Origin of the sequence: Mucilaginibacter pankratovii (genome assembly GCF_014773265.1) — a bacterium.
Lineage (GTDB): Bacteria > Bacteroidota > Bacteroidia > Sphingobacteriales > Sphingobacteriaceae > Mucilaginibacter > Mucilaginibacter pankratovii.
In genome coordinates, this window is record NZ_JACWMY010000001.1 from 206,239 (window position 1) to 232,049 (window position 25,811).

General features: G+C 46.9%; 15 protein-coding genes. 2 read left to right on the forward strand and 13 right to left on the reverse strand.

Going from position 1 to position 25,811, the window contains the following annotated elements; all coding sequences use genetic code 11:
* Nucleotides 1–7 precede the first annotated feature (7 nt).
* The 4 genes from IDJ77_RS00845 to IDJ77_RS00860 all read right to left on the reverse strand — a co-directional run bounded on the left by IDJ77_RS00845 (nt 8) and on the right by IDJ77_RS00860 (nt 6,748).
* Nucleotides 8–982: a PorP/SprF family type IX secretion system membrane protein gene (locus tag IDJ77_RS00845; RefSeq protein WP_191187030.1), complete on the reverse strand. Its 975-nt coding sequence runs from the start codon at nt 980–982 to the stop codon at nt 8–10.
* Complete coding sequence (locus IDJ77_RS00850) at nt 983–2,728, reverse strand: gliding motility-associated C-terminal domain-containing protein (protein ID WP_191187031.1); 1,746 nt, start codon at nt 2,726–2,728, stop codon at nt 983–985.
* A gap of 369 nt (nt 2,729–3,097) precedes the next feature.
* The gene (locus tag IDJ77_RS00855; RefSeq protein WP_191187032.1) at nt 3,098–4,129 is read right to left on the reverse strand and encodes an NAD(P)/FAD-dependent oxidoreductase; all 1,032 of its coding nucleotides are present in this window, start codon (nt 4,127–4,129) and stop codon (nt 3,098–3,100) included.
* 3 nt (nt 4,130–4,132) lie between these two features.
* Nucleotides 4,133–6,748 carry a hypothetical protein gene (locus tag IDJ77_RS00860; protein WP_191187033.1) on the reverse strand — a complete coding sequence of 872 codons (2,616 nt, stop codon included), beginning with the start codon at nt 6,746–6,748 and terminating at the stop codon, nt 4,133–4,135.
* Nucleotides 6,749–7,009: 261 nt separating this feature from the next.
* Between IDJ77_RS00860 and IDJ77_RS00865 the strand changes: the two genes are divergently transcribed.
* Together IDJ77_RS00865 and IDJ77_RS00870 are read left to right on the forward strand one after the other, a co-directional pair.
* The gene (locus IDJ77_RS00865; protein WP_191187034.1) at nt 7,010–8,335 is read left to right on the forward strand and encodes a cytochrome ubiquinol oxidase subunit I; all 1,326 of its coding nucleotides are present in this window, start codon (nt 7,010–7,012) and stop codon (nt 8,333–8,335) included.
* A gap of 15 nt (nt 8,336–8,350) precedes the next feature.
* Entirely contained in the window at nt 8,351–9,373 is a 1,023-nt protein-coding gene (locus IDJ77_RS00870) for a cytochrome d ubiquinol oxidase subunit II (protein ID WP_191187419.1), read from the forward strand.
* A 166-nt stretch (nt 9,374–9,539) separates the two neighbouring features.
* On the opposite strand, the gene IDJ77_RS00875 is transcribed toward IDJ77_RS00870, so the two are convergent.
* The 9 genes from IDJ77_RS00875 to IDJ77_RS00915 form a co-directional block, all read right to left on the reverse strand.
* Nucleotides 9,540–12,926 (reverse strand): DEAD/DEAH box helicase, encoded by a 3,387-nt coding sequence (locus tag IDJ77_RS00875; protein ID WP_191187035.1) that lies wholly within the window; start codon nt 12,924–12,926, stop codon nt 9,540–9,542.
* Nucleotides 12,927–13,167: 241 nt separating this feature from the next.
* Entirely contained in the window at nt 13,168–14,166 is a 999-nt protein-coding gene (locus tag IDJ77_RS00880) for a hypothetical protein (RefSeq protein WP_191187036.1), read from the reverse strand.
* 232 nt (nt 14,167–14,398) lie between these two features.
* A complete protein-coding gene (locus IDJ77_RS00885) occupies nt 14,399–15,571 on the reverse strand; it encodes a pyridoxal phosphate-dependent aminotransferase (protein ID WP_191187037.1) in 1,173 nt (390 codons plus the stop codon).
* A gap of 21 nt (nt 15,572–15,592) precedes the next feature.
* Complete coding sequence (locus tag IDJ77_RS00890) at nt 15,593–17,179, reverse strand: flavin monoamine oxidase family protein (RefSeq protein WP_224750916.1); 1,587 nt, start codon at nt 17,177–17,179, stop codon at nt 15,593–15,595.
* Between the two features lie 378 nt (nt 17,180–17,557).
* Nucleotides 17,558–18,031, reverse strand: a complete 474-nt coding sequence (locus tag IDJ77_RS00895; protein WP_191187038.1) for a DinB family protein — start codon at nt 18,029–18,031, stop codon at nt 17,558–17,560.
* A gap of 85 nt (nt 18,032–18,116) precedes the next feature.
* Nucleotides 18,117–20,504 (reverse strand): hypothetical protein, encoded by a 2,388-nt coding sequence (locus tag IDJ77_RS00900; protein ID WP_191187039.1) that lies wholly within the window; start codon nt 20,502–20,504, stop codon nt 18,117–18,119.
* A 39-nt stretch (nt 20,505–20,543) separates the two neighbouring features.
* Nucleotides 20,544–21,710: a DUF4249 domain-containing protein gene (locus IDJ77_RS00905; protein WP_191187040.1), complete on the reverse strand. Its 1,167-nt coding sequence runs from the start codon at nt 21,708–21,710 to the stop codon at nt 20,544–20,546.
* 140 nt (nt 21,711–21,850) lie between these two features.
* A complete protein-coding gene (locus IDJ77_RS00910) occupies nt 21,851–23,023 on the reverse strand; it encodes a DUF4249 domain-containing protein (protein ID WP_191187041.1) in 1,173 nt (390 codons plus the stop codon).
* Nucleotides 23,024–23,038: 15 nt separating this feature from the next.
* The gene (locus tag IDJ77_RS00915; protein ID WP_191187042.1) at nt 23,039–25,810 is read right to left on the reverse strand and encodes a TonB-dependent receptor; all 2,772 of its coding nucleotides are present in this window, start codon (nt 25,808–25,810) and stop codon (nt 23,039–23,041) included.
* Nucleotide 25,811 lies beyond the last annotated feature (1 nt).

The following is a 25,811-nucleotide window of genomic DNA, read 5'->3' on the forward strand; positions in this document are numbered from 1 at the left end:
TAGCTCATTAAAAAAACCTTGGGCTTATTACTCTTGGCTGCTTTCTTCTGAACGATAAACTCAGCGATACCTCGTGCGTACCGCTTTGATAAGTACCCAGCGCGCTGGTGCTAAAATCGTACGAATACCCGAACCGCAAAAAATCGCTGATATTAAATTGCGCAATACCCGTTACCGTGTTGCTTTTATCAAGCCCTTTATACTGGCCCGATTGTTTAAGGTTAACCCCCGTATTATACGATGCCCCCAGCCAAAGTTTTTTATCAAAAAGCAGGTAGGTGGTAAGGTCTAAGCCGGCGGGGCTCTTCAGGTCGCCTTTTAGCATCACCGAAGGTTTTATATCGATGGTGTTGCTCAGCGCTATTACCATACCTGTTGTTAAATACCCGTGCGGCACCGGGTTAATTACCACCGTATTTGCCCCGGATACCGGTTTAGAAAACAGGTTAAGCACCGATCCTCCCACGTAAAAGGATGGTGTGGTATAGTAAACACCCAGCCTAAAATCGGCCATCAGCGTATTTTCGTTGCCGATAATGTTGCCATCGGTGGGGTCATTCGCGTTAAATTTTGAGGCGTCTATACGGTATTGCACCAGTCCTGCGCCAAAGCCAAAACTAAGGCGTTTGGTATCCTCATCATCCAGCCGCAGGCGGTAAGCATAATTCGCGTAAAACGAAGTATTGTTCTCGGGCCCCAACCTATCATTGGTGGCTAAAAAGCCAAGAGCCATATTTTTATTGTCGGGGTTGAGTACACCGTCTATCGAAATGGTATTAGTGCGCGGTGCACCATCTATCCCGGCCCATTGCAGGCGGCTGCTCAGGTTAAGTGTCCAGTCTTCTTTATAACCGGCGTAGGCGGGGTTTACCACCAGGCCATTAAACATATACTGGCTAAATTGCACCGTTTGTTGCGCATAGCTATTTTGCAGGGCAGCAGCCATTGCCAAAAGCAGGAAATATTTCTTCAGCTTTTTCATTTATCGCCTGTTGATATATATCCATCCTTTATGAACCGTGGGTTTGTCTGCACCGGTATTCAACTCCAGCAGGTAATAATAAGTACCGTCGGCAAGGCCGGTACCATCCCAGGTATTGTGGTAATCTTCAGATTTGTAAACCTGGTTGCCCCAGCGGTTAAATATCAGCAGGCGGCTGCCCGGGTAGTTAGCTATTCCCTTCACTTCAAACACATCGTTTTTGCCGTCGCTATTTGGGGTGATGATATTAGGAACGTTGATATTTGTAGGATCGGGACTTTGTACTTTGATATCAACCGTGGCGTTTAAGGCAGGACTGATAACATACGCCCAGGTATCAATACTGCGCTCGTTACCAAAATCATCGGCATCATTAGCATTGCTGGCGGGCGCTCCCCATTTATGGCCGTTGAGCAAACTGCTTAACCCTGTGATATTTTTTACAGGGTTTGATGGTACACCTACTGCGGTAAGGTCGCTATCGTCCCAGTAAATAGTATTGTCCGGTGAGTTACTGCCGTTGGTCCGGGTAAGTAATATACCATAAAGGTTTCGCTCCACATCAAAAAACGGAAAATGCACCTCGGCCGCAAATAATGATACGGAGATATTAATGGCATAACTTGCCGCATTGGGTTTTACCCCGTTACCTGTTCCGTCCAGCCCGTCCCAGCTTACTTCGTTGCTGCCGCTGTTAACGGTGCCGGTAAGCTGCCGGTCTATCGCATCGGTAAAAACATTGTTCCGGTTTACATCAATAGCAATGGCGTAAGTTCCGTTACCTGTGGCTGTGAATTTTATTTTTCCGCCGGGCAGCGCGGTTCCGGCTACGCCGTCCCGCCCATCGGCGCCGGTGAAGACTATATTGGTTAATGCTGGTACAACCGGCACATGGATGAGCCAGGTAGTGCCACCGCCCGGGGTATTGGCCGAAGCCGGGAGATCTGCCGAGGGGGCATTGAAAAATATCTTATGCGTAATATCCGAAGGGGTATCGTTATTTACCGGGCTGTAGGCATTGGGGTTATTGGTGTTATCCACACTTTTATAGGATGGCGTACCATCCGCGTTGCGGAAACCCTTGTTGTTCACAAAAAACGTAAAGCCATTGCCCGCCTGCCCGTTATTATCCAGCTTATAGCGGTAGCCATCTTTGGTGAGGATATTTAGAATGGCGTTAAAACCTACGTTAAAGGTGCCTAATATGCCCGATAATACATTGGTGAACACGCGCCCGGTTAAAAATGCTGTGTTACTGCTATTACGCACCGATACATCAAAGGCGGCCACGTAACGGTTATTCGGCTGTACCCACTGCGCTGTTATCGGGATGGCAGGTGGGTTGCCGCCTACATCGGCACCATCGGTAGGCGAAATAAAGTCGATCTCCCAGATACCTTCCTGCCCGGCGCCAACTGTTTTGGTGAAAGCCTGGTAGCCACCCGCATTGGGCAGCGGCCCGGCAAGTTCCTGCGCGGGGGTGCCTATAAAACCTATAATTGTAGAGATGCCGCTGCTAAAAGTCGCGCCATCCGGGGCGCGCATGTTTATGGTGCCCGATCCCTGCCCCTGTGCGCTGGAGCCTACGTAAATAGTTTCTCCGGCTTTTACATACACCTTCATGGTGCCTAAAGTTGGGAAGGGGTACGAAGGGTTGGGTATTGTTGAGGAAAGCAGGTAGGCGCGGTTGCCGCCATTGGCCGTAAGTTCTTTACTTCCTTCGGCAAGGATTAATTTTGCGGGCAATAACAGCAGGCCTAAAACACAGCCGCGGCAAAACCATTTACAAACAGAAAATTTTTGAAATATTAGGCCCATGCTCAGTCCCGGAAATATTTAGCAGCGAAAAATATCCGCCATTAAAAGTAAAAAAATCCGTTGGAAAACAATCATTAAAGCAACCGGGAAATCGCTTTTAAAACAGAACCACTAACAATACAGATTTGGCAATAATCCATTGTTTTTTAGGCTTGTTCGCGTTCGACATGTGGCACGAACAGCCCGAACAAGCCCGAACAAGTTTGATTTAAATAAAACACCACTGATAAGCCTGTAAAATCACAAAAGCAATTTCCCTGATTAAAGCAACAGTTGCTTAGCTTAATTGCTATTTATTTACAGACTTACATCTATGCCCATCTCCCGGTAGCGTTTGGTAAGGGTATCCTTTTTATGATTGAATTGCTCCATAAACCAGTTATCATACCGGGAAAGATACCAGTTGGAAAGCTGGGCATTCGCCAAACAGCTGAGAACCGTTTCTCCAGCCATGATGCCCGACATTAAACCGCTTAGTATCCCCTGCCCCGCCGCCGGATCTAAAATACCGGCAGCATCCCCGGTAAGCAACAACCCGGGGCAAGCCAGTGGCTTAAAAACGCGCCACTGCATATTAGCCGCTTTGATTTTGGCAGCCTGCGGCGATGCAGATAACTCTTTAGCGAAGGCGTAGCTGTTGCTTTTATCGGCGAGTTTGGTCTGGGTATGGTATCCATTGCTGCTGTAGGCGGTCCACGTCCATCCATAGGGGTTGGGTTCAAACAACGCCAATTCACGGTCAGGCGCTTCACCTTGTTCGTCCATGCTGATACCAGTCCACGATAGTAGCGGACGACTTAACAGCTCTTCATCAAATTTTAAATACCGCCCGGCAAAACGCCCGCGCCCGCTGGCATCTATCAAATACTTACAGCCAAGCGTTGTTCCGTCAGCCAGCACAACACCCGTTACCGCTTCGTCGCTGCAAATTATTTCGTTTGCCCGGCTGACAAAACGTACATCAACACCCATTTCTTTCACCTTTAATAGCGTGTAGGCCGAGAAAAGCCTAGGTGCGATGTGATGCCCCGTCCAGGTTTCTTCTTCCACGGTACTTAAGGGCGATACATGGGCACCCGTTTTTATGCCTGTATAAATTCCTTTAGAAGCATAGGCGGTAACGCCTTCTATCTGTAATTGCTGCAATAAGGTTTGCACGCCGGGATGCAGGCTTTGCAAAGGCTCCGGCGGTTGCGTTTCAGCATCGGCAAGGTCAATTTCGGGTTGATCGGTTAAGAGCATAACGCCTAGTCCGCCCTGCACACAGGTAATGGCTGCAGCAACACCCGCTGGGCCTCCACCTATTACTATAACATCAGCAGCAGTCATGGTTTAATAATTCCAAACAAGTTTTTGTCCCGATGTGAGGCGATCGCCATATACCATCGTCCAGGCGATGCCGCTTTCGGTAACCTGACAAACATACAGTTTAAGACAGGCCTGGATACGGCGCTTGGTAGATAAGTTATCCGCCATTATGGGCTTGGCTTTATCAGTATTAGCGAAAACATACAGGTAACCCGGCCCGCTGATGCCTTTACGGGGCTTAGTAGCCCAAATAGTATTATCGCCCACCAGATCGGCAGGGATACCCAGCCCTTTTGCACCCGTTCCCCAATCAGCCACCTTTTCGGCGCTTACCAGCCAAAGGCCGGTTAGGCCAACCATTTTCTGTTTAGCGTCGTCAATTATTTCCTGGCCGAAATTGGTTTGAGGCAGCTTGTTGATACATAGTTTAAGGCATGCCATCCGTGAACGTAATTCCGCGCTGGTTAAATTTCGCAGTACCGACATATCCATTTGCCCGTTCATCGCGTTTTGGATGTAATCGGCACAGGCAAGATCGGTAAAGTTCACAAAAACATTGTTGTAAACCCTTTCCAAAAACGGTCCCTGCTCTCCGTCCCATCCCGTGCTTTCAAATAGGTGCAATTCTTTACATGCCGGCGAATCTTTATGCAACCCTATTTCTTTATCAAGCAAAGGTACGGCAGTAGGGTTACGGTAATCGGTATCCATTGATCCCTGGTAAGTGCGCGCGGCATCTGGCGAAGCGGCGGGCCACATGCCATTCATAGCTGCGCAGAGTTTCATATCCTCGGCAAAAGGCGACCCCAGTCCGCGGGTGCTTAAATAGCTATCCACTTTGGCATAAGTTCCATCAGGCTTTTTGGTATCGTTAGCATAGGTAATATCCCAACCCGGCGCAAACACGCCCGAGCATACATCCGGCAGGAAACTGCTCGACTGGTACTCCCGTTTGCTTGTTTCGGTATAATTTGCGCCCGAAATAATTTTGATGTTCTTACTTTCGGAGAATACTGCGGTAAAGGTATCGCCATGCGCGTCAAAAGCCTGTTTTTGGGTAACCGGGTTTTGCATGGTTTGGTTTGGCCGGGTACGTTCGGCACAGAAACTGTACAGCCCGCCCTCAAAAAAGTTGGTGGTATTATCTTCAAAATCAAAGCCAGCCAAATCGTAATTATCCACCAGCGGGAAAAAATCGGGCGCGGTGATGATAGAGAAGGCCGGCAGGCAATTATGTAAAACATGATCGGGCAGCAGCTTGCTGTTCCAGCTTTTAGTATCAACCGTTACACAGCCATCGCAAATGCTGTCTTCAAACAAAGCGGCCAGGTAATTGCCGCGCGGGTTACGTTCCAAATGGATAAAGCCTGGCATCGCCCCATCCTTTTTAAACTTGGCGTTTACAAACATGGGCGTATTGCGCGGAACATCGTATGGGTTCGCCTCGCGCTCTACCTGCTTATCCAGGTCATTATAATACAACACCTCCTCATTGCCCACAAAGGCGGTGTTCATGGCCGCGAAGTATGCGCCATCCTGCTTTTTTACAGTGTAATAAATTTGCTTGCCGTTTTGCTTTGCCCAGCGCACTAATCCACCGGGGACAGATTTGATGAGTACTGACGAACCAATAGCGATGCTCTTTACCAGCGTAGTAGAGTTCCGCGAATCTACCCGGAAAGGCGGTTTGTTGATATCGAACAGGTGTTTGCCACCGGCATCTATGGGGTTGTTAAAATGATCGGGAAAGGTTTTCACCAGGCTGTTCAGCTTTTCGTTAACATGGTATTCGCTAAAGTTGAGCTCTTTGGTATCCAACAGGGTGTCGCCTTTAAATATCTTGCGGATGGGTTGCAGAAATGTGCGGGTTACGTCTTCGCCATCCCTTGCCTTGCCCATCAGCTTAATGCCCGCTTCGCCGGTTACCTTTTTAGCCAGGAATAAACCAAAACGTGCGGGTGTTACCGCTATGTTCTTCACTTTGGCGGTGTCGGCGGGCTTGTTGGTATAGCATCTGTTCAGCGCATCGTAATTCATCTCGCAATCGCCAATGCGCGAGATCCCGGTGCGGGAGAAAACCATATCGGCATGTAAATGGTGCGGCGTTTTATAGGCCGGGCGATATTCGTATGCAAAAACGGCCAGCACCATATCCTTCATCTCATCAGCCGTAAAAGTCCTGAGGCCGTAGATGATATCCTCCAGCGAGTCGATGATCTCTGCGGATGGATAATTACCGATGCCAATGGCGGGCCGCACTCTCGGACTGGCCAGGGCATGGTAAAGTAAACTGCCGGCGGGGTAACCGGGTTCTATCAGCTTCTCCCCCATAAAATCATCAAAGCCTTTTACTTTAGCAAAGGTTTGATCTTTTGTGTAAGCGCTTATATCCGTATTAGCGGGGTTGATATTTAGCGACAAGGTTTTATTGAGATAATCTATCCATCCGTTGCTCTGCATCCATTGCAGCAGCCCCTTAAATTTAACAGAGGCGTCTTCGGTTAAAAGCGCAGCGGTTGCTTTATCAGGATCAAGATCCTTTAAAGTACTGCCGGGCGATGCCAGGATATTGAACGAAGAAAGTTCGCTCAATAAAAAAGTAGTTAAGGCGGTTTTAGTGATAAAATCCCTGCGTTTCATAATTGGTAAGGTTAGATAATATGTTGATATATAGGCCCGATAAATGTATAATAATTATTGGAAAGAACGGCAAAATAGCGCATCTGCAAAAGGGTGTAAACCGCTGTTTTACAAGGCTTTTTTTAGCTGTTTTATCTGCGGGAGAAACACAGATAAGCATGCAGCGTAAAAGCAATTAAAATATTAATACATATTCATTTTAAATTAGCATAAATACTTGATAGGAATATAGTTAAGATATCATTTGCGTAAATTTACGGCATGGATAATTTTATGGCCGCGCGTTCGCAGATGGCATTGTCCCTCGGCTTTCACATTATATTTTCGTGTATTGGTATGGTGATGCCCTTTTTTATGGCGGTATCGCACTTTATGTACCTCAAAACCAATAACCCGGTTTACCGGAATGTAACCAAGGCCTGGAGCAAAGGCGTGGCCATCTTTTTTGCCACAGGCGCGGTATCCGGCACGGTCTTGTCTTTTGAACTGGGCTTGCTGTGGCCCACCTTTATGAAACACGCCGGCCCCATCTTCGGGATGCCCTTTTCTTTGGAAGGGACTGCCTTTTTTATAGAAGCGATTGCCCTGGGCTTCTTCCTGTACGGCTGGGGACGTTTTAACAAATGGTTCCATTGGTTTACGGGAGTAGTGGTGGGCATCAGCGGGCTTGCATCGGGCATATTGGTGGTTGCCGCCAATGCCTGGATGAACAGCCCATCGGGTTTTACGCTGGTAAACGGTAAATACACCAATATAGACCCGATAAAGGCCATGTTTAACCCGGCTTGGTTTTCACAGGCGCTGCACATGTCGGTAGCTGCCTTTGCAGCTACGGGATTCGCCGTTGCGGGTGTACACGCGCTGATGATATTAAGAAAACGTAACGTTGATTTCCACATGCGTTCGTTCCGTATTGCGGCCATATTCGGCGTGGTGGCTGCTATTTTGCAGCCCTTAAGCGGCGATATTTCGGCCAAAATGGTGGCCAAACGGCAACCCGCAAAACTCGCTGCCATGGAGGCGCATTTTAAGACAGAACCATATTCGCCCCTGATAATCGGTGGCATCCCCGATGTAAAAAACAAGAAAGTGGATTACGTCCTCGAATTACCCGGCATGCTGAGTTTTATGGTGTATGATGATTTTAAAACACCTGTAAAGGGCCTCGACCAGATCCCGTTGGCCGACCAGCCCCCTATTGCAGTAACGCATTACGCCTTTCAACTGATGGTGGGCCTGGGTATGGCCATGATGGCGTTGGGCGTTATTTACCTCATCGCGTTAGCAAAAAAGAAAAGTTGGTTTACCAAAGAGTGGTTTTTAAAGCTCTTCATCGCCGCCACGCCGCTTGGTTTTATTGCCGTAGAGGCCGGCTGGACGGTTACCGAAGTTGGCCGCCAACCCTGGATAATACAGGGCGTTATGCGTACAAAAGATGCGGTTACGCCTATGCCGGGCATCGGCTATTCGTTTTACCTGTTTACCGCGGTGTACTTTACGCTGAGCATAGCGGTTATATTTTTGCTGTACCGGCAAATAAAGATGGTACCGGTACTTTATAATAATGCAGAACCCCAAACACATTAAAATATAAGGCTTATGATGATCTACGTAGTGATGGGTTTCTTATGGCTGGCCTTGCTGTTGTACCTGGTAATGGGCGGTGCCGATTTTGGCGCGGGCATTATCGAGCTGTTTACCTCCAACGCCAATAAATCGCGCACGCGCAGGATCATGTATAATGCCATCGGCCCTATCTGGGAGGCTAACCACATGTGGCTCATCATTGCCATTGTAATACTGTTTGTAGGTTTCCCGGTGATCTACACCACCATGAGCACTTACCTGCATATCCCGCTGGTAATTATGCTGATGGGGATCATCGCCCGCGGCACGGCCCTTACTTTTCGCAATTACGACGCAGTGACCGATAATATGCAGCGGGTGTATAACAAGATCTTTGTTTACTCCAGCTTTATTACGCCGCTATTCCTGGGTATTATTGCGGGCAGCGCCGTTAGCGGCCGCATAGATACCGGGGCAACCGATTTTCTCTCGGCCTATGTGTATAGCTGGCTTAATTTATTTTCGGTAGCTATCGGCTTTTTCACGGTGGCGCTTTGCGGTTTCCTGGCGGCAATTTATTTAATTGGTGAAGCCAACGACGAGGCCGAAACCAAAAGCTTTATCCGCAAGGCCCGGTTTATGAATATAGCCGCTGTTGTAGCCGGCGGCCTGGTTTTTATAGCTTCTGTTACCGAGCAGATCCCGCTGGTGGAGTGGGTATTTGGTAGCATCATCGGCGTTTTAGCTGTGAGTGCAGCAAGTATTTCGCTGATAGTGATGTGGTACCTTATTGTAAAGGGTAAACGGTTTATCATCCGTGTACTGGCAGGCTTCCAGATGACGATGATATTGCTCACCACTACCTACAAGCATTACCCCAATATCGTTATCCTCAAAAATGGCGGTTATCTTTCCCTGATAGCAGACCGCGGTGCAGATAAAGCTATTGAGGGTTTAGGCATTGCCCTGCTCATAGGCAGTTTGTTTATTTTACCCGCGCTGGGCTATCTTATTTACAGCTTTCAGCGTAAGGATAAGGGAGATCTGGCGGAGCATTGAGGAGGCCGTGCAGCCGTTTTGACTCACCCCGGGGACGCTTCGCTGCCCGACCCTCTCTACCTGCGGTAAAGAGGGTAAAAGAGCAAAACCCCCTTTCCGCTTGCGGAGAGAGGGTAGCCGGGCGAAGCAATGGCCGGGTGAGTAAATCGCCGATATGCATCGATTGTCACGGCATCGATAACAACCCCAATAGATCATCTTTTGTCAACGAGTTAAAAATCCCGTCGGATGAGATCAGCTTGCCAGCCAGTTCCTTTTTGGTTTCCTGCAATACGATGATCTTCTCCTCGATTGTATCCGGGCATATCAGCCGTACGGCTACTACATTTTTGGTTTGGCCGATGCGGTATACCCTGTCAATAGCCTGATTTTCGATGGCCGGGTTCCACCAGGGGTCTAACAGGTAAACGTAATCGGCGGCGGTGAGGTTAAGGCCGGTGCCTCCGGCTTTTAGGCTCACTAAAAATACGCGAGTACCTATGTTGTTCTGGAAATCATTCACCACTTGTTCGCGGTTACGGGTTGCGCCGGTAAGGTAGGCAAAGCCGATATGGCGTTTACTGAGTTCTTTTTTTACCAGATCGAGCATCCCTACAAACTGCGAGAACACCAGGATCTTATGATTGGCGGATTTACCTTCTATCTCGGCTACCAGCGTATCAATTTTGGAGGACTGGTTACCCGGCACCCTCACGCCATCCAGCAGTTGTGGCGAATCGCAGATCTGTCGGAGTTTGGTTAAGCCCTTCAACACATGCATGGAGCGTTTGGGCAATTCCTCCTGCGTGGTGGCCGAAATGTATTCTCTAAACTCCCGTTCATAAGCCAAATAAATGCCCCGCTGTTCCTCCCCCATTGGGCAATGCAATACCATTTCGGTTTTCTCCGGCAATTCGGATGCCACCTCCTGCTTGGTGCGACGCAGGATGAAGGGGCTTATTTTATTGTGCAGTTCGCGTGAGCGTTTGCTCACCTTAAACTGATCGATAGGCACAGCGTAGATCTCTTTAAAGTACTGATGTGTTCCTAATAAGCCCGGGCAGGCGAAGGATAACTGCCCGTACAGATCGAATGTATTGTTCTCTATAGGCGTACCTGTTATGGCAATCCTGTTCCTCGCCTTTAGCAACTTTACAGCTTTATAACGTTGCGATGAAGGATTCTTGATATTCTGCGATTCATCCAGGAAGATGTAGTTGAAAGTATAATCTTTGAGGAAGTTAACATCGGATAACAACGTGCCATAGGAGGTTAAAACCAATTCGTAATTATCAAAATCGGCAATGCTTTTTACCCGCTCCGCACCGTAAATGGTATGGATCTTTAGCGAGGGTGCAAATTTGGCTACCTCCGCCTGCCAGTTGAAGATCAGCGAGGTAGGCACTACCAGCAGGTTAGTATTATAGGCAGTTTTGTTGCGTTGCGAGAGAATAAATGCCAGGATCTGGATGGTTTTGCCCAGACCCATATCGTCCGCCAGGCAGCCGCCGAAGTTGAAATCGTCTAAAAAATTCAGCCAGTTGAGCCCTTGCTTTTGGTATGGGCGCAGGGTGGTAAGCAGTGTTTCGGGCACCTCCACATCCTCTATCGATTCGAAGTTCTCAAACTTGCGCCGGAAATCCTTTATTTCCAGCTTTACCTGTTCATCAAGCATCTGTTTTTCAAACAGTTGTTCAATGGTTTCGTAATTGGTTTTGGGGATGTGGAGTTCATCCTCCCAGATGGCACCGGCTTTGAAGTAGGCATCAAATTTCTCCAGCCATGCTTCGGGCAGGATGCCCATGGTGCCATCATCCAACTGCACAAATTTGGTTTTGTTGCGAATGGCTTTGTGCAGGTGTTTAAGCGATGCCTGGCGTTTGCCAAATTTAGCGGTAATATGGGCATTGAACCAGTTGATCCCACTCAATATCTTGATGGTGATCTCCACCTTGTTTGGATTTAACTTATTGCCGCTTAGTTCGTTAAAACCAAGAATGGTGATACCCGCCTTATTCCAGGCTTCGAAGGCATCTAAAAACCAACCCTCATCCAGAAAACGTTTTTTATGCAGGTAGAAGTATTGGATCTCGTCGCCAACCTGCTCTTCAAAGTAGGGATGCTGCTGTGTAATGAGATTATTAAAGTGCTTTTCGGCCAGGTCATTCCGCTGTACTAAAAACTCCTCGCCCTTGCCATCAGGCGCGTAGATCAGGGTATCTTTACGGATGGGGATCTCGGCATCGCCATAGCGCATTACGGGCAATATCATCACATGCTGCCCAAAATCCGACAGATAGATGATCATCTCATTTTTATCGAAATGGTATTTTTTTAGCTGCGCAGGGGTAGCCTTAAGAATGTATGGATACTTTACTACCATACTCTCCTCCAGCTTATTAAGTATACGCACACGGAACTCTTTAAACTGCGATTGGTGAATAAGCAATTTTTCGCCACCCGATCTGAACAGCCCGATAGCGCCCATCATTTGCAGATCCTTTACCAGGTAAAGTGTTTTGTCGATCCTGATGAAGTAACCAAAAATTGTTTCGAGCGTATGGAGCTGATACCGCTCCTCGCCCATGTGTAACTCTCCGCTGACCTCATAAAAATCCCCTTTTTCATCAACCGTTATTTGCAGTCCTTTGGTAATACTACGTACGGTAATGACTTGCAAAGCATTGGCCGATATCTTCTCAGATATCTCACTATCATGTAGATAGCATTCAAAATTAAGCGGATTTTTAACGACAGATCTTAAGGTCTCCAGGTTAGTCTGGTTAATTTTGGCATCTATATTTTGCTGAAAACGGGATACCGCCGTATAGAATTTCAGCTCCAGGGGGTCGTTGGTATCCAGCACCAATTGCAGCGGCGCAAGGGCCGACAAGGGGTTTTTGATGCGCCCATCCTTTGCCATGGCCGCCACGTATAATTCTACAATAAGGTGTTTATAAAATTTGTGCTGTTTAAACACCAGGATGCGCTTTTGTTCCTCATTTACAGCAGGTTTAGGTACAAGATCCTGTGGCGACGAGAACATCAATTGCTGCTCCATTAAACCTAAACTGATTTGTGTAACCGGCAGCAATGATTTATTTTTTACACTGATAATCAACCTGTTGCCCTGAAGTTCGGGCACAAAATAGGCGTCAAGATCCTGCTCATCTGCCAGTCCGTAATCGGCAGCAAACTTTTTTAACCTGTTATTTCTTAGTGTATTATCAAAAAAGACAAGATAGTTCTCATTGGCGATTACCTGCAGCAGGGCCGATGATTGGTGGCTGCATAATTTTGTTTTTGGTTGACCGCAACTGCAATACAACACAATAGCATCAGGCTCTTGAACTATTTGAATATCAACAATTTCATACGCATATAGGCCACTGAATTTTGCTTTATTGATACCGAACTCCACCGGCGTTAACTGCTCCGACCCCAATTCATCATAAGCGGTTACCGGCGAGTGCTGAGCGATGATTACTGCATTTAACTGCGCGATGCTTTTATCTTTCAGGATGTAAATTCCATCCCTTTTTTTGCCATCATCCGGGGTAAAAACGTTGCTCATTGATGGTGGCAAATTACGATAAATTAGGCCATAACTGCCCGGAATTGCAAAAATCACCTTCGAAAACTTTCGTTTTTTTGCTGTTTTTCCTTAAAAAAGGGGAGTTTTTTGTGCCCTTTTCACTCAAAATTCAAGCGCTTTTTGGCATTGTTTTCAAAAACTTATTTTTTACCCCGCGCGACCAGAAAGTAAAAAAAAGAGGCGCAAAATATTGCGCCTCTACGGTAAAACTTTTCCTGAATTATTTCTGCATCACCATTACCCCATTCATCAAAATGGTGCTGCCTTTTTCCGCAACGATGTTGTAAACGTTTTGTACACCGCCGGCCTGCTCGGTTTTTTGCAGCACGGTGTAAGCTTCGTATTTGCCGGTTTTATCGTTCAGGCAAAGTACCTGCTGGCCCAGGCTGATCTCTCCTATTTTAAAATTACCCTGCCTGGTGAGCATAGGGTGGTTTGGGGTGGCCTTTAGCACCTTGGCTCGTAGGATTACATCGGTACCTGTGGTGGTATTATTTTCCTTTGCCGATATCAGTACCAATTGGGTAAGTGCATAGTTTTTGGCAGCATGCACAGTCAGTTCCTTCACTTTAGTGGCGGTAGCTTTTTTAGTAAGCGGATCAATGGTAATTACCTCGTCGCCGCTTTTTACGTCTTTCAATAGTTTTTTGCTGCCGTTGCCCATGGTTACCAGCTCATCGCCGGGGAAACAGATATCGTTACCATAAGTTGCCGATTCTTCTTTCATGTCCTTCCCGTTATTTAGCACCTTATATTGTTGGAAGCTCAGCTCTTTTGAAAGCACGTAGGACAGCTTCAGGATAAAATTTTTCTCCACTTTGTTAATATCATCAATATCCTGGAAGTATTGCTCCCAAACTTTGCCGTCGGCGGTAAAATCGGGTACCAGGGCCTGGTATTTTTTGCCGGTTTCGCTGGTGTAGAAAACCATGGTGCCAATTTCCTGCATGCCCTCTTTGGCAACTAGTTTATACAAGTCGATACGTTTTTTGAGGTTATCGCTGCCGGTGATGAAGTAAGGTTTGCGGCCCTCGTACCTGTCAAGCACGTAAGCATTGTCAAACTTCACGTAAGTATCCTGGTCCAGGTTGGCAATGGTGTAGGTTTTTGCCTTGGTGTACTCTGCCAGCGTTAGCGGGCGCGGGTTAACGGTTTTCTCCTGTGCAAAAGCAGTGGAGGTAACAAAAAGTATAAATAGTGTAGATAGTAAATTGCGCATTAGTAATTCTAAAATTGATTCATAATTGTTGATGACAACACCAACAATGGCTTTAGTTATGTAACGTCATGCCGAATTTATTTCGGCACCCCACATGCAAAGCAGCGATGTGCAAGGCGGCCCAGCATGTGGGCTGGCCTGTCCAATGGGGTCCCGAAACAAGTTCGGGATGACGATCTTTATTATTTGTTGTTCTTTTTCAGCCGTTGTTGGTGTTGTCACCAACAACAACTTACGATATCTCTTTAAACGCCGCAGCGAAGGCTTCCATCTCGTCCATACGACCGATGCTTACGCGGCACCAGTCCTGGCCGTTCAGTTTCCAGTCGCGCAGGGCCACGCCGCGTTTCATCATCTCGTCGGCAAATTTCTTACCGTCCATTTTCAGCGGGAACATCACGAAGTTTGCTGATGAGGGGATATAAGTGTATCCTTCCTTCTTCAGCGTTTCGTATAAAAACTCTTTTGAGGCGTTGGTTTTTTTCAGCGCATCCTGTAAATATTCCGTTTCGTTGTACGATGCAAGAGCTGCGGCGAGCGTGGTAGATGATAATCCGGCCCAGCCAGGCGTATAATTGCCCAATGTTTTAATAGTATCGGGCTGGCCGATGATATAACCGAAGCGCAGGCCTGCAAAACCGTATAATTTAGAAAAGGTGCGGGCGATGATCACATTCTGCCCGGCTTTAACACAATCCATCATGCTGACAGCTTTAGGGTTTGGCAGGTAATCTATGTAAGCCTCATCCACAAAAACAAGCGTCTTTTTTGATACCCGCTCGCAAAAGCCTTTTAGTTTTTCGGTATCTACCACCGTAGCGGTAGGATTGTTCGGGTTACAGATGTACACCAACCCCGTATTGCCGTCTACTTTGGCTTCCATCGCATCCAAATCGAGTTTGTAATCTGCTGTCAACGGCACCTTCACCCATTTACCATCAAAATGCTCGGCCTGGGTTGGCAGGTCGTCGTAAGACGGGTCTCCGGTGATGATGTTTTTACCGCCTTTGCTGTAGTACATGGCAGCAGCCAGCAGCAATGGCGATGAACCCGAAGATAATAAAACATTGTTGGCCTTAACCCCCTCGTAACTTGCCACTTTAAGGCGCATGTTAAATATAGATGCGAAGGTGTATTGATAGCTGGTATCAAGCGAATCGGTTATCGCTTTTTTTGCCGTTGCCGATGGGCCGAAAGGGTTTTCGTTTGCCATCAGCCTTGCTTTCATGGCGGCAGGTGCCTGCATCAGGGCGGTTTCCTCGGCCAGCATGGTATTGCCGGTGCGCATTTTGCGTACAAGCGGCATTGCGGCCAGTTTATTAACGGTGCTGCTTAAAAAAGCTACACCGCCCGCAAGCATAGCGCTGGTTTTTATCCAGTTTCTGCGGTTTAGTGAATTTGACATATCGTTTAATTTTAGTTTTTTCTACTTGTTTGTTGTCGGATAGCTAACCCGCTGTTCCGTTACGCGGGCATGTACCTGCGCCACCACGCTCCTTGCCGATTCAAAGGCCCCCGCCATCCAGGCGTTGAGGTATGTTAAATGCTCGCCCGCAAAATACACCTGCTTATCGGGCTTTAGCAATACCGGGTACTGGGTTTTACGGGTTTCGTTATTATACACTGCCCATCCGCCTAAATTGTATTTGGTTTTATGCCAGCTTACCGAAAACGACCGCTCAAACTCCGTATCGTATTGTGGATGAATCAGCCTGCCTTTTTGCAGGGCAAGCCGCTCGCGTTCGGTGTAACTTAAATCGCCCGTTCGTACTGCTTTTTCGTTAAAATTGTAATATCCTATTAAGATACCCTTTTTACCCAAATAATCATAACTCGGATAAAACATTTGCGTTAAATCGTTATTAGTGTGAGTGATACCACCATAAATATGATCATCCTCTTCCCAAAACCTCCGCTTAAACTGCAAGCCGATCTTGCCGGTTTGGATGTAACCGATATAATCAATAGCGCGGCTCACATCGCCCGAAAAATTGTTATTAATGTTGCTGAGCACTGGCAACGGCAGGGTGCATATGCACAGGTCGCCTTGTAAAACGTGCTCGCCTGCGGCATCTTTGTAAGTCACTTTTACGCCCTCTGCCAGGTTGGTGATATTGGTTACTTCGGCACCCAGCTTTAAGGATGGCGTAACCTGTTTTTGCAATGCTTTGGCAATCATATCCATGCCACCAACGGCCTGGAACATGGTCATCTGAAGTTCGTAGGTATACTCGGCAACGTTATAAAAATCAGGATCAAGCAAACCCGACTGGATGATATCCGCCAGTTTATTGGCCTCCGATATTTTGCCGGGCTTGCTCCCGGCCCCCGGCGATTCGGCATACCCCCTGCGGGCAGATGCCTTGTAGAGCTTATCAATATCCAAACCACCTTCGGCAGCCAGGTATTCCAGTACTTTTTGGGTATCTTCTTTGGTGAGGGTGGCGTCTAATGCGCCATGGTCTACGCTTTTGCTCAGCAATTCGGCCATGTAGCCGCGTACATCGTTATGTACTTCGCGTGCGCGAATCTTTTTGTTGGAGAGCGGACCCTTTCCTTCGGCGAAGTAATAAGCGCCTTCGTTTACATTGTTATAAACCTGTATGGGTACGCCCAGTTCTTTGCAGTAGTGGAGGGTGAGCTGGTGGTGATGGGGTATGCGCGATGGGCCTGCGTTAAAGTAAAGCCCGTCATCAAATTTTGCTGTTGCGGGCGGCATCCCGGTTTCCTGGTTGGTGCTGCCGTTGCGGATGCTCCAACATCGCCCCCCTGCCCTTTCGCGGGCCTCTAAAATGGTGGTTTTATAGCCGAGCTTGTTCAGCTCGTAGGCCGATGCCATGCCGGCCAGTCCTCCGCCTAAAATAATAATGTGTTTGCCGTTGCCGCTGCCTGTGAGATTAAAGGCATGCGCGGGTGCAGATTTGAGCATCCCCAGTGCCAACATAGCCGGGTAAGTGCCGCCTGCAAGCATGGCCCCCTTGCTTAAAAAGTTTCTGCGGGTTAAATTTTCCAAAATATATCAGATCAGTGATAGGTGTTATCGGTCCGCAGGGTCCTTTTCAAGAGACCCTGCGGGGACGAAATAAGTATTGCAAATGCCCTAAAGCATTAAATGACATTTACAGCGGGAATTTACTTGTTTTTTAAAAGATTGCCAATTAAATTGTGACCAACTGTAAAAAAGAAGTGTTGTTTGGTGAGAAAAGCAGGGGTTGGCGCATTTAGGTTGCTGCAGCCCCGCTATCCGCTATACTTCGTGCCGCTGCTATCGGGTTTAGGTGGGTTGGGATTGTGCGGTGACGAGGCGGGAATGTCCGTCCCCGCAAGATCCTCTATCGAGAGACCCTGCGGGGACGGAAAGACTTAAAAACAATGACCGTTTTAACACCTTCTATACCAACACCAATTGCCCAAAATGATAGGCTATATGATTGGTACGGCTGAGCAATACACTGAGGCGGTTGCGGGTTGGGTCGTTGGCGAAGTCTTCATCCGTCATGGCGTTGTGGCGCTTGAACCAGTCTTCGGCGGGCAGGGCGTTAAACAGCACGGTTAGGCGGGCGTGCACATTGTTCCAATACTCCCTTAATTTTTCTACCGGGTAAGCGTTAACGGCGGGGCCGTCAGGCGAGCGCAGAAACACCGGGGCAAGCTCGGGGTAAAATGCCTCGCCTAAGCCTAAAGTATCGCTTAACAGCCCGTGATAGCTGGTAAGGTGACCATACAGATATATGACACGGTTTTTGCCGGGTGCTACCGTCTTTTGAAAATCGGCTTCGCTAAGCGCGTTGAAATATTTTTCGGCGCGGGCCACCTGGGTGTTCCAGCCCTGAAGCGCCATTTTTACAAACAATTGCTGATCCATCTTTTTTTTTCCGGTAAAGATGGATCAACAATTAGGTTTTTTGTAACATCCTGCCAAAATTGACGGGCGGTTGACGGTAGCCAGATTATTTCACCTCGAAGGTAAATGATTGCGAAGCGGCATCGCCATTGGGTGTCATCCCCTGCACTATGCCAAAATATTTACCGGCCTGGTCTGATGTGTAAAAAGTAACTTTATTGGCGTTTACCGGGCCCGTTTTTATCTCGGGCGCCCAAAATAGCAGGTTCCTGAAATCGGGGATACGGCTTTTCGCCTGCTCATCGGTTTCGTAAACGGGTGAGTAAAATTCGCGTTGTATCTGCATTCCTTCATAATCTATCACTACAGCATGCGGGTCCATTTCGGCGCCGCCCAGGTCGCCTTTGTAGGTGGTATAATTCATGACCCCCTCGAATACCGCCGGTCCCCAAAAATAGCGGCTACGCACTACCTGCAATCTTTGCACTTTAAGCGGGTCTATAGCCATTACTTTATCAATATTAAATACCGGCACGCCATCCAGCATTACCAATGGGTCGCCGGTAAGCAGTACCTTTTCATCTATCAGGGTAATATGGAACCTGCCGCGAGACCTGGATACCCCCGCTTCGCGCACGTATTCGCGCACTACTTCTTCCATGGTAACAAAGCGGGTAAAATCATCCAGCTTATAAGTTTTGTATGGGGTGCCAAAAAACCCGCTGCTATCTACCGCCGGCTCAAAATAGTGTTTAAGCTTATTACCCGCGTAGATGTTTTGCACCTGCATAGCCAGGCTTTGCTGCTGTAACGAGGCTTGCATCCCTTGCGTAAGCCCGAACGCAGGCAGCGCGGTTTTTGAATATTGCTCAAAGAATGGGCTGATAACCTCAATTTTATGCGAGGTATCGCGCTCGGTATTGGTTTGCACCACAATTTCGTTGGCACCGTAAAACTCTTTGGTGTTAAAATACAGCTTACCCTCAGCGTCGCTTTTTGCAGCGTATACCTGCACCCGCTTACCCGGTACAGCAAGGTAAGCTATCACATCCTTAGCGATATTTTTTACCGAATCGGTAACCTTAGCAATAACCAGGTGCCCGTTAAACTCGGGTTGATACTTAAAGGCTGCCGGGGCAGGCTGTAATATATTATCCCAGCGGAAACGCCTCCAGCCTTGGGTAAGCAACAGGTTATCGGTAGCTTCGTCGGCCTCGGCCGTTATGGTTTTTAAGTAATAACCCGGCGATTCGATGCCGCCCCTTAGCTCGGCACCAAGCCAAAAATAGCCCGCGATATCATCCTGATCTACCGTTTGCAAGGAATCAACCCGGTAAACCGACATGGAGAGGCCAGCATTGATCATTTTAGCGGTTGCGTTTTTAGCGGCTATGGTAACGCTCACTTTTTTTCGGGTGGCATACTGCCCTGCATCGGCACCTGCATCAATAAACAAGGTTTGCTCTGGCCGTTTAAAGTAAAGTCTTTCGCAAACGGGTTGCCTGCCGCCATCAAATATAGTTAGGTATGATACGCCTTCGCCCAGCTTGTCTTTACTTACTGTAAACACCGCCGCGCCGTTGCTGCTAACGGCATTCTGCACTAATTTTGCCACGCCACGGGTGTGGGCAAAAAGGTGTAGCTGCTGGTCGCCGGTGTTGCTGTTTACCTTTACATTGAGGCTGCCATTGCCTGCATCAGTTACCTGCATGGTGTAACCATTACTTTTGACTGTGGGCAGGGCTGTAATTATCGGTTTATCGCTGCCAATATTTATAATGGCCCTGTAGGTATTGTTTACAGCCGGCGTAAATACAAAATGCCCCATGCCAAACTTTAATGGCTGAAAGCGGGCAACGGTATCATTATTTTCATTTACAACAGCCCCCCTGAATGCAAAGCCCGATCCATTTTTGGCAACCGCCTTAAAGGCTACATTTGCCGGCAGGCCGCTAACCAGGTAGCCACCCTCCGGGAAAAACTGCACGTCGTAATCGGGTGTTTTAGGTTTGGCTGCCACATCGGGCGTTCTTAGGGAGTTTATTATAGTTATCTTTTTTTCGAAGAAACTCTCGGGGCCGAAATTCTTCATCCAATTGGTATATGCCCGCAATTTATAATTACCGTTAGCTACAGATGGTGGTATTACCAGCGAACCGCTGCCCATACCATCGGTCATGGCAATTTTGGCCTGCATTACGCTCACCTGCGCATTATCTAAAATATCAACGTAAACTACTTTGCTTAGCGTAAGCGGTTTGTTAAAAGCGCCGTCTACACAGTAAATTTTAAACCAAACGATCTCGCCGGCCAGGTAAGTACTTTTATCGGTATGCACAAATACTTTTTCCTGCAGGGCTGTTTGGGTGTACTTATTAAAGGCATTTTGTACCTGCGACAGCTCCTGCGCGTTGCCGCGCGGCATAAACGCAAGCAATGCTACCCATACGGATAAAGTATTTTTAAGCACGTTCCATGTTTTTTTACTGCTCATTCTTTTCAAATGTTTATTGTGTTTGTGCATTACGTCCTATTAATCCCTCCAAAAATCGGGGCGCCTTTTATACCCTCGCAAGGTGCAGTCGGCACATTGATAACTTGCTCTGCCATAACCTATAGCCGGGCCGCCCATTGGGCCTGTTATAGCATAGGTAGGTAAATATATGCCGCTGATAATATAAGCGGCAACATCGTTAGACTTGGTCGTCGGATTTAGGTACAGGGTAGAATCCTGACTGCAATCATAAGGGTACTGCAACATCCATTCGCGGGGCAGATCATCCCTATTAATAAATATGCGTTTAGTGCTCATGGTACCAACACTAACAAAACCAATTACAGGTTCCTCCGCATTAGCCGTATTATGAACGTTACCCTTGATTTCTGAAGGCAGGGCATCAAATATGCTTCCCAGCGACTCGGTGTTCTTTCTTAAATTTTCCCAAAAATCAAACGCTTCCTTTGTAAGGGCGTATTGTTTTACCAGTATGCTATACCGCATACTTATTTTTTCGGAACTGGGTATGATATTAGTTATTGGCGCATTACTTACTACATCTGAGGCAAGTTTTGTAGTTGATGCCAACGCCACTGTGCTCGAGGTGTGATTGGCAAAACAGGTGAAAATCTGCTCATCAACCGTACGGGGTACCACATCGCCGTTCATTACTTTATAATTTGAAATATATTTGCTGTGAAACAGCCAGGTTTCGTTGTACTCCCAACGGTAATAGCGGGTATTATTTGCAGGGTCGTGCGCGCTGGCGTAGATATGAAGTCCATCGCTTTTGGTTTGGTAGGTAACGGTATCTACCGGCGGCGTTACTTTTACTTCGCTATCGTCTGACAGGTATTCTTTGCCGTTAGCAAGCCTGATACGCAGGTGATATTTTTGCGACACATCCAAATTCAGCGGTAAGGCCGTGTATACGCCTGCCTTTATTTCATTAAGCTGGTAGGTTTTGCCATTACCTTCTACGGTAACACCTGCGCCCCTTTCCGGCGCAGTGGTAACCGAATTGGCCAGGTTAACTGTTCGGCTAAGTTTTATGAATGTGGAATCGTTACCACCGTTGATAAATCCTTCTACTACCAAATAATTATTGGCCGTGGCCGCCAGATCTGGCAGGTATGGCTTTTTACAACTAAAAGCTACCAGCAATACAACCAGGTAACTAAGGTATTTTATATTTTTATTCATGTTCATTCAATTCAAATTGCAGGTTTTTCTTACTATCCTTGTTAAAGTATAAGCTACATACCTCGTGCCCGAAGCCTTATGGCGAGCTAATGCCGTTAAAAACAGCATATCATAAGTTATATATTTATCGGTTTTAATCATCATTTATCCTTCCAAAACGTTGGCCGTTTTTTGGTTCCTCTTAATGTACAGTCGCCACATATAAAATCTGTTCGGTAGTAGCCCAGTAGCGTGGTATCCGGGGCTTTGGCTCTAAGTGTTAGGGTAGGCAGCGTAAGGTTTGTAAGAATAAATGCCTTTACTTCGTTAAGCTTTGTTTTAGGGTTGTTAAATAGCGCAGTGTCCTGCGTACAATTAAAAGGGTATTGAATTATCCAGGTGGCGGGCAACTCCTCTTTGTCAATAAAAATCCTTTTTGTTTGAACGGTACTAACGCCAACATAACCTATCACCGGTTCGGCAGGATTGGTGGTATTATGGATGTTACCCCCTATTTCTGAAGGCAGGGCGTCAAATATACTGCCCAATTGCTCGGTGTTCTTTTTAAGGTTTTCGTAAAAAGCAAAGGCCTCCTTTGTAAGCGCATATTGTTTTATAAGTATGCTATACCTTATACTAATTTTCTCTGAACTGGAAATAATGGTAGTTATAAGGGCTTTGGAAATAACATCCTGCGCCAATTTTACAGATGATCCTAAAACGATACTGCTGGACTTAGCACTCGAAAAACACGAGAATATATCCTCGGCGGGGAGCCTTGGATAAATAGTTCCGTTCACTACTTTAAAACTGGAATAAAACTTCGAATTAAAGCGCCAGGCTTCGCTGTAGTCCCACCGGTAATAATGGGTTCTATTAGAGGGATCGTGCGCGCTGGCATTTATCTGCAACGAAGTATCTTTAATGGTATAGGTTACCGTATCGATAGGTGGCGTTAGCTTAGGCTTTTCATAGTCAGACACGTACTCTTTACCGTTAGTTAATTTGATACGCAAATGATACTGTTGCGTGGTATCTAAGTTTAAAGGCAGGGCTGAATAAACACCGGGGCTTATTTCGGTGAGCGGGCGCGTAGTGCTACTGCTCTCCACAGCTACTGTAGCGCCCCTTTCGGCGGCCGTTTTTACGGTATCCGATATTTTTACAGTGTGGCTTAGCGTTATAAAGGTTGAATCGTTTCCGGGGTTAATAACACCCTCAACTACCAGCAGGCTGGTGGAATTGGAGGTAATTTCGGGGGCATAGGGTTTTCTGCAGCTTGCCGATGCAACCCCTACACTTAAAATTAATATGTAAACACTACGCCCCTTCATATCGGTTATCACTTATCAGAACCTTATATTGTAATTGATGAATGGAATTGGTTTTGCAAAGATGGACAGCTTATACCCGGTGATTACACCGCTCTCCTGTGTAAAATAGGTAGAATAAGCATTTGCCCTGCCGGTAAGGTTGTAAACACCAATAGTAAACGAGTTGTGCGTTAGCTGGTGCACCTTATGGTTGCCATCAATATTCATCGAAAAATCGCTTCGGAAATAATCCGGGATGCGGTAGGCATTCCTATCGGAATAATAAACCCTTTCCGAGCCTGCGTAGTAGTACTTACCTGTTGGCAGGGTAATTGGTCGGCCTGTGCTGTAGGTTACGTTTAGCGATATGCTGAAACGGTGCGTAAAACGGTAGTTGCCCACAAAATTAAAGCTGTGCGGTTTATCGTAGTTGGCCGGGTAAAAGCTACCGTTATTTACCGGCTGCCCAACGGTGGGGTCGTCCTGTTTTAAAAACGTGCGGGAATAGGCGTAGCTGATCCAGCCGTTGGCCATTCCGGTGTTTTTACGGATCATAAACTCAACCCCATAAGCTTTGCCACGGGTATTGATAACATCGGTTTCTATATGGTGATTTAGCACCAGTGTTGCACCGCTGCGGTAATCCAGGTAATCTTTCAGCCTTTTGTAGTACACTTCAACCGAAGTTTCGATTGTGTTTGATTTTAAATTCTTATAGATCCCAAGCGATACCTGGTCGCCGTACTGCGGCTTGATGTTTGGGTTGCTCAACTGCCAAACATCCGTAGGCGCAATGGCCGTAGTGTTTGATAACAGGTGGATATACTGCCTGAGGGTATTGTAGCCACCTTTGATAGACAGGTTATCGCCAAGGTTGTAGCGTGCCGACAGCCGGATCTCGGGGCCGCCGTAAGTTTTAATGATTTTGCCGCTGCTGTAAGTGGTGCTATCTAACAAACTGGTGCTGCTGCGTGGCAAGCCCGGCGCGTAATTATTAACGGTTTGCGGGCCAAGGAAGTTATATAAAGAGTACCGCACGCCAAAACTCAGCGACAGGTCATCGTTCACATCGTACTTATCACCCAAATATAAGGCGCTTTCTAAAGCTTGCTGGGCGGGTACCACGTCTGGCAAGGCCAAGGATTTTGGGTCGTTTGGCCCGTAAGTGCCCGGGTGCAGCTTGTAATAAATACTATTAAGCCCAAAGGTGATGGTATTGCTGGTATTTAAATAATAGGTAAAATCTGATTTAAAATTGGTTTGATTAATATCAAATTTAAGCTTGTAGGCATTAATGGGGTTATCAAAGCTGGCAATATCATATTGGTACCTGTCGCTCCCCGCCAAAAACAAGCCAAAGAGTTTATTATTAAAATTATGTTTCCATTTAATATTTACGTTGCGGTTACTGTAGCTATACGAAGTATCGCTATTGAGCTTAAATTTATCGCGGCTGATGTAGCTGCTGATATAGATATTGTTTTTATCGTCTATCTGATGGCTTATATCCAGGTTGAAATCATAAAAGGATGCCTGGCTGTTTTTGTAAGCACTGGGCAATAGCTTAAGCAACCAATCTGAATAGGTTGCGCGGCCGCCAAAAATAAAAGATGTTTTATCCTTAATAATAGGCCCTTCTATATTAAACCTGCTGGTTATTAAGCCAATACCGGCGCTACCTGCAAACTTCTTTTTATTGCCTTCCCTATCGGTAACATCCAATATAGATGATACCCTGCCGCCAAATTTTTCGGGGATGCTGCTTTTGTACAGCTCTACTCCTTTTACAATATCGGGGTTAAAGGCCGAGAAGAAACCAAAAAAGTGCGATGGGTTGTAGATGGTGGCATCGTTAAGCAATATCAAATTCTGATCGGCCGAGCCGCCGCGAACGTTAAAACCCGTTGAGGCCTCGCCAACACTTTGCACGCCGGGAAGGGTTAAAACCACCCTTAATATATCGGCTTCGCCAAATACGGTTGGTACTTGTTTTATACTTTTAATATCCAGCCGGGTTACGCCAAGCTCAACAGCCCTTACGTTGGCAACCTTATCTGCAGATATTTTTACTTCTTTTAAACTGGTAACCTGCTCCATCATCTCTATAATGATCTTACCATCAGAATACAGGATGATCTGGCGCCTGGTATCGCGCATCCCTACACCGCGGATGCTTAGCAAATGCCGCCCTTTGGGTAGGCTAATAGTAAAATAGCCATACTGATCTGTAGCCACGCCGGTTTTTTGCGCGGTAATATAAATACTGGCACCGGTAACGGCTTCGCCCGATTTAATGTCGCGGATATAACCCGATAGGGTTGCTTTCCCAGCTTCTATGGTGTTGGTTTTTACACCTATCTCGTAAAGCTTATTTTCGGTGGTAGCCTCGGGAATAATTTTATCGCCATCGTTAACAAATGCTGTTACCGGGCTAAGGGGAGCAGCCGGAACACCGGGCGTTGCTTTTATGCCGAAAAAACCAGGGACAAGCGTTGTTTGTAAGATCTTTGTTTTTGTAAGAAATACTTGATGCCCGTTTATCGCGTAATGAAAATCGGTACCGTTAAACGCCAGATCTAATATGGTCGGCACCGTTTTATCGGTAGCCTGCAGGGTTATCTTCAGGCTATCAAACTGGGCGGCATCGTAGTAAAAACGAAAACTGCTTTTAGCCTCGATATCGGTAACTACGGTTTGTATAGTCGCTTGCTGAAAATTCACACTAATAGCCGGGCCGACCGGCTGCTGCGCCTTAACAAATTGAGCAATAAATAACCAGCAGATGCCAAACAGGTAAAATTTCTTCATA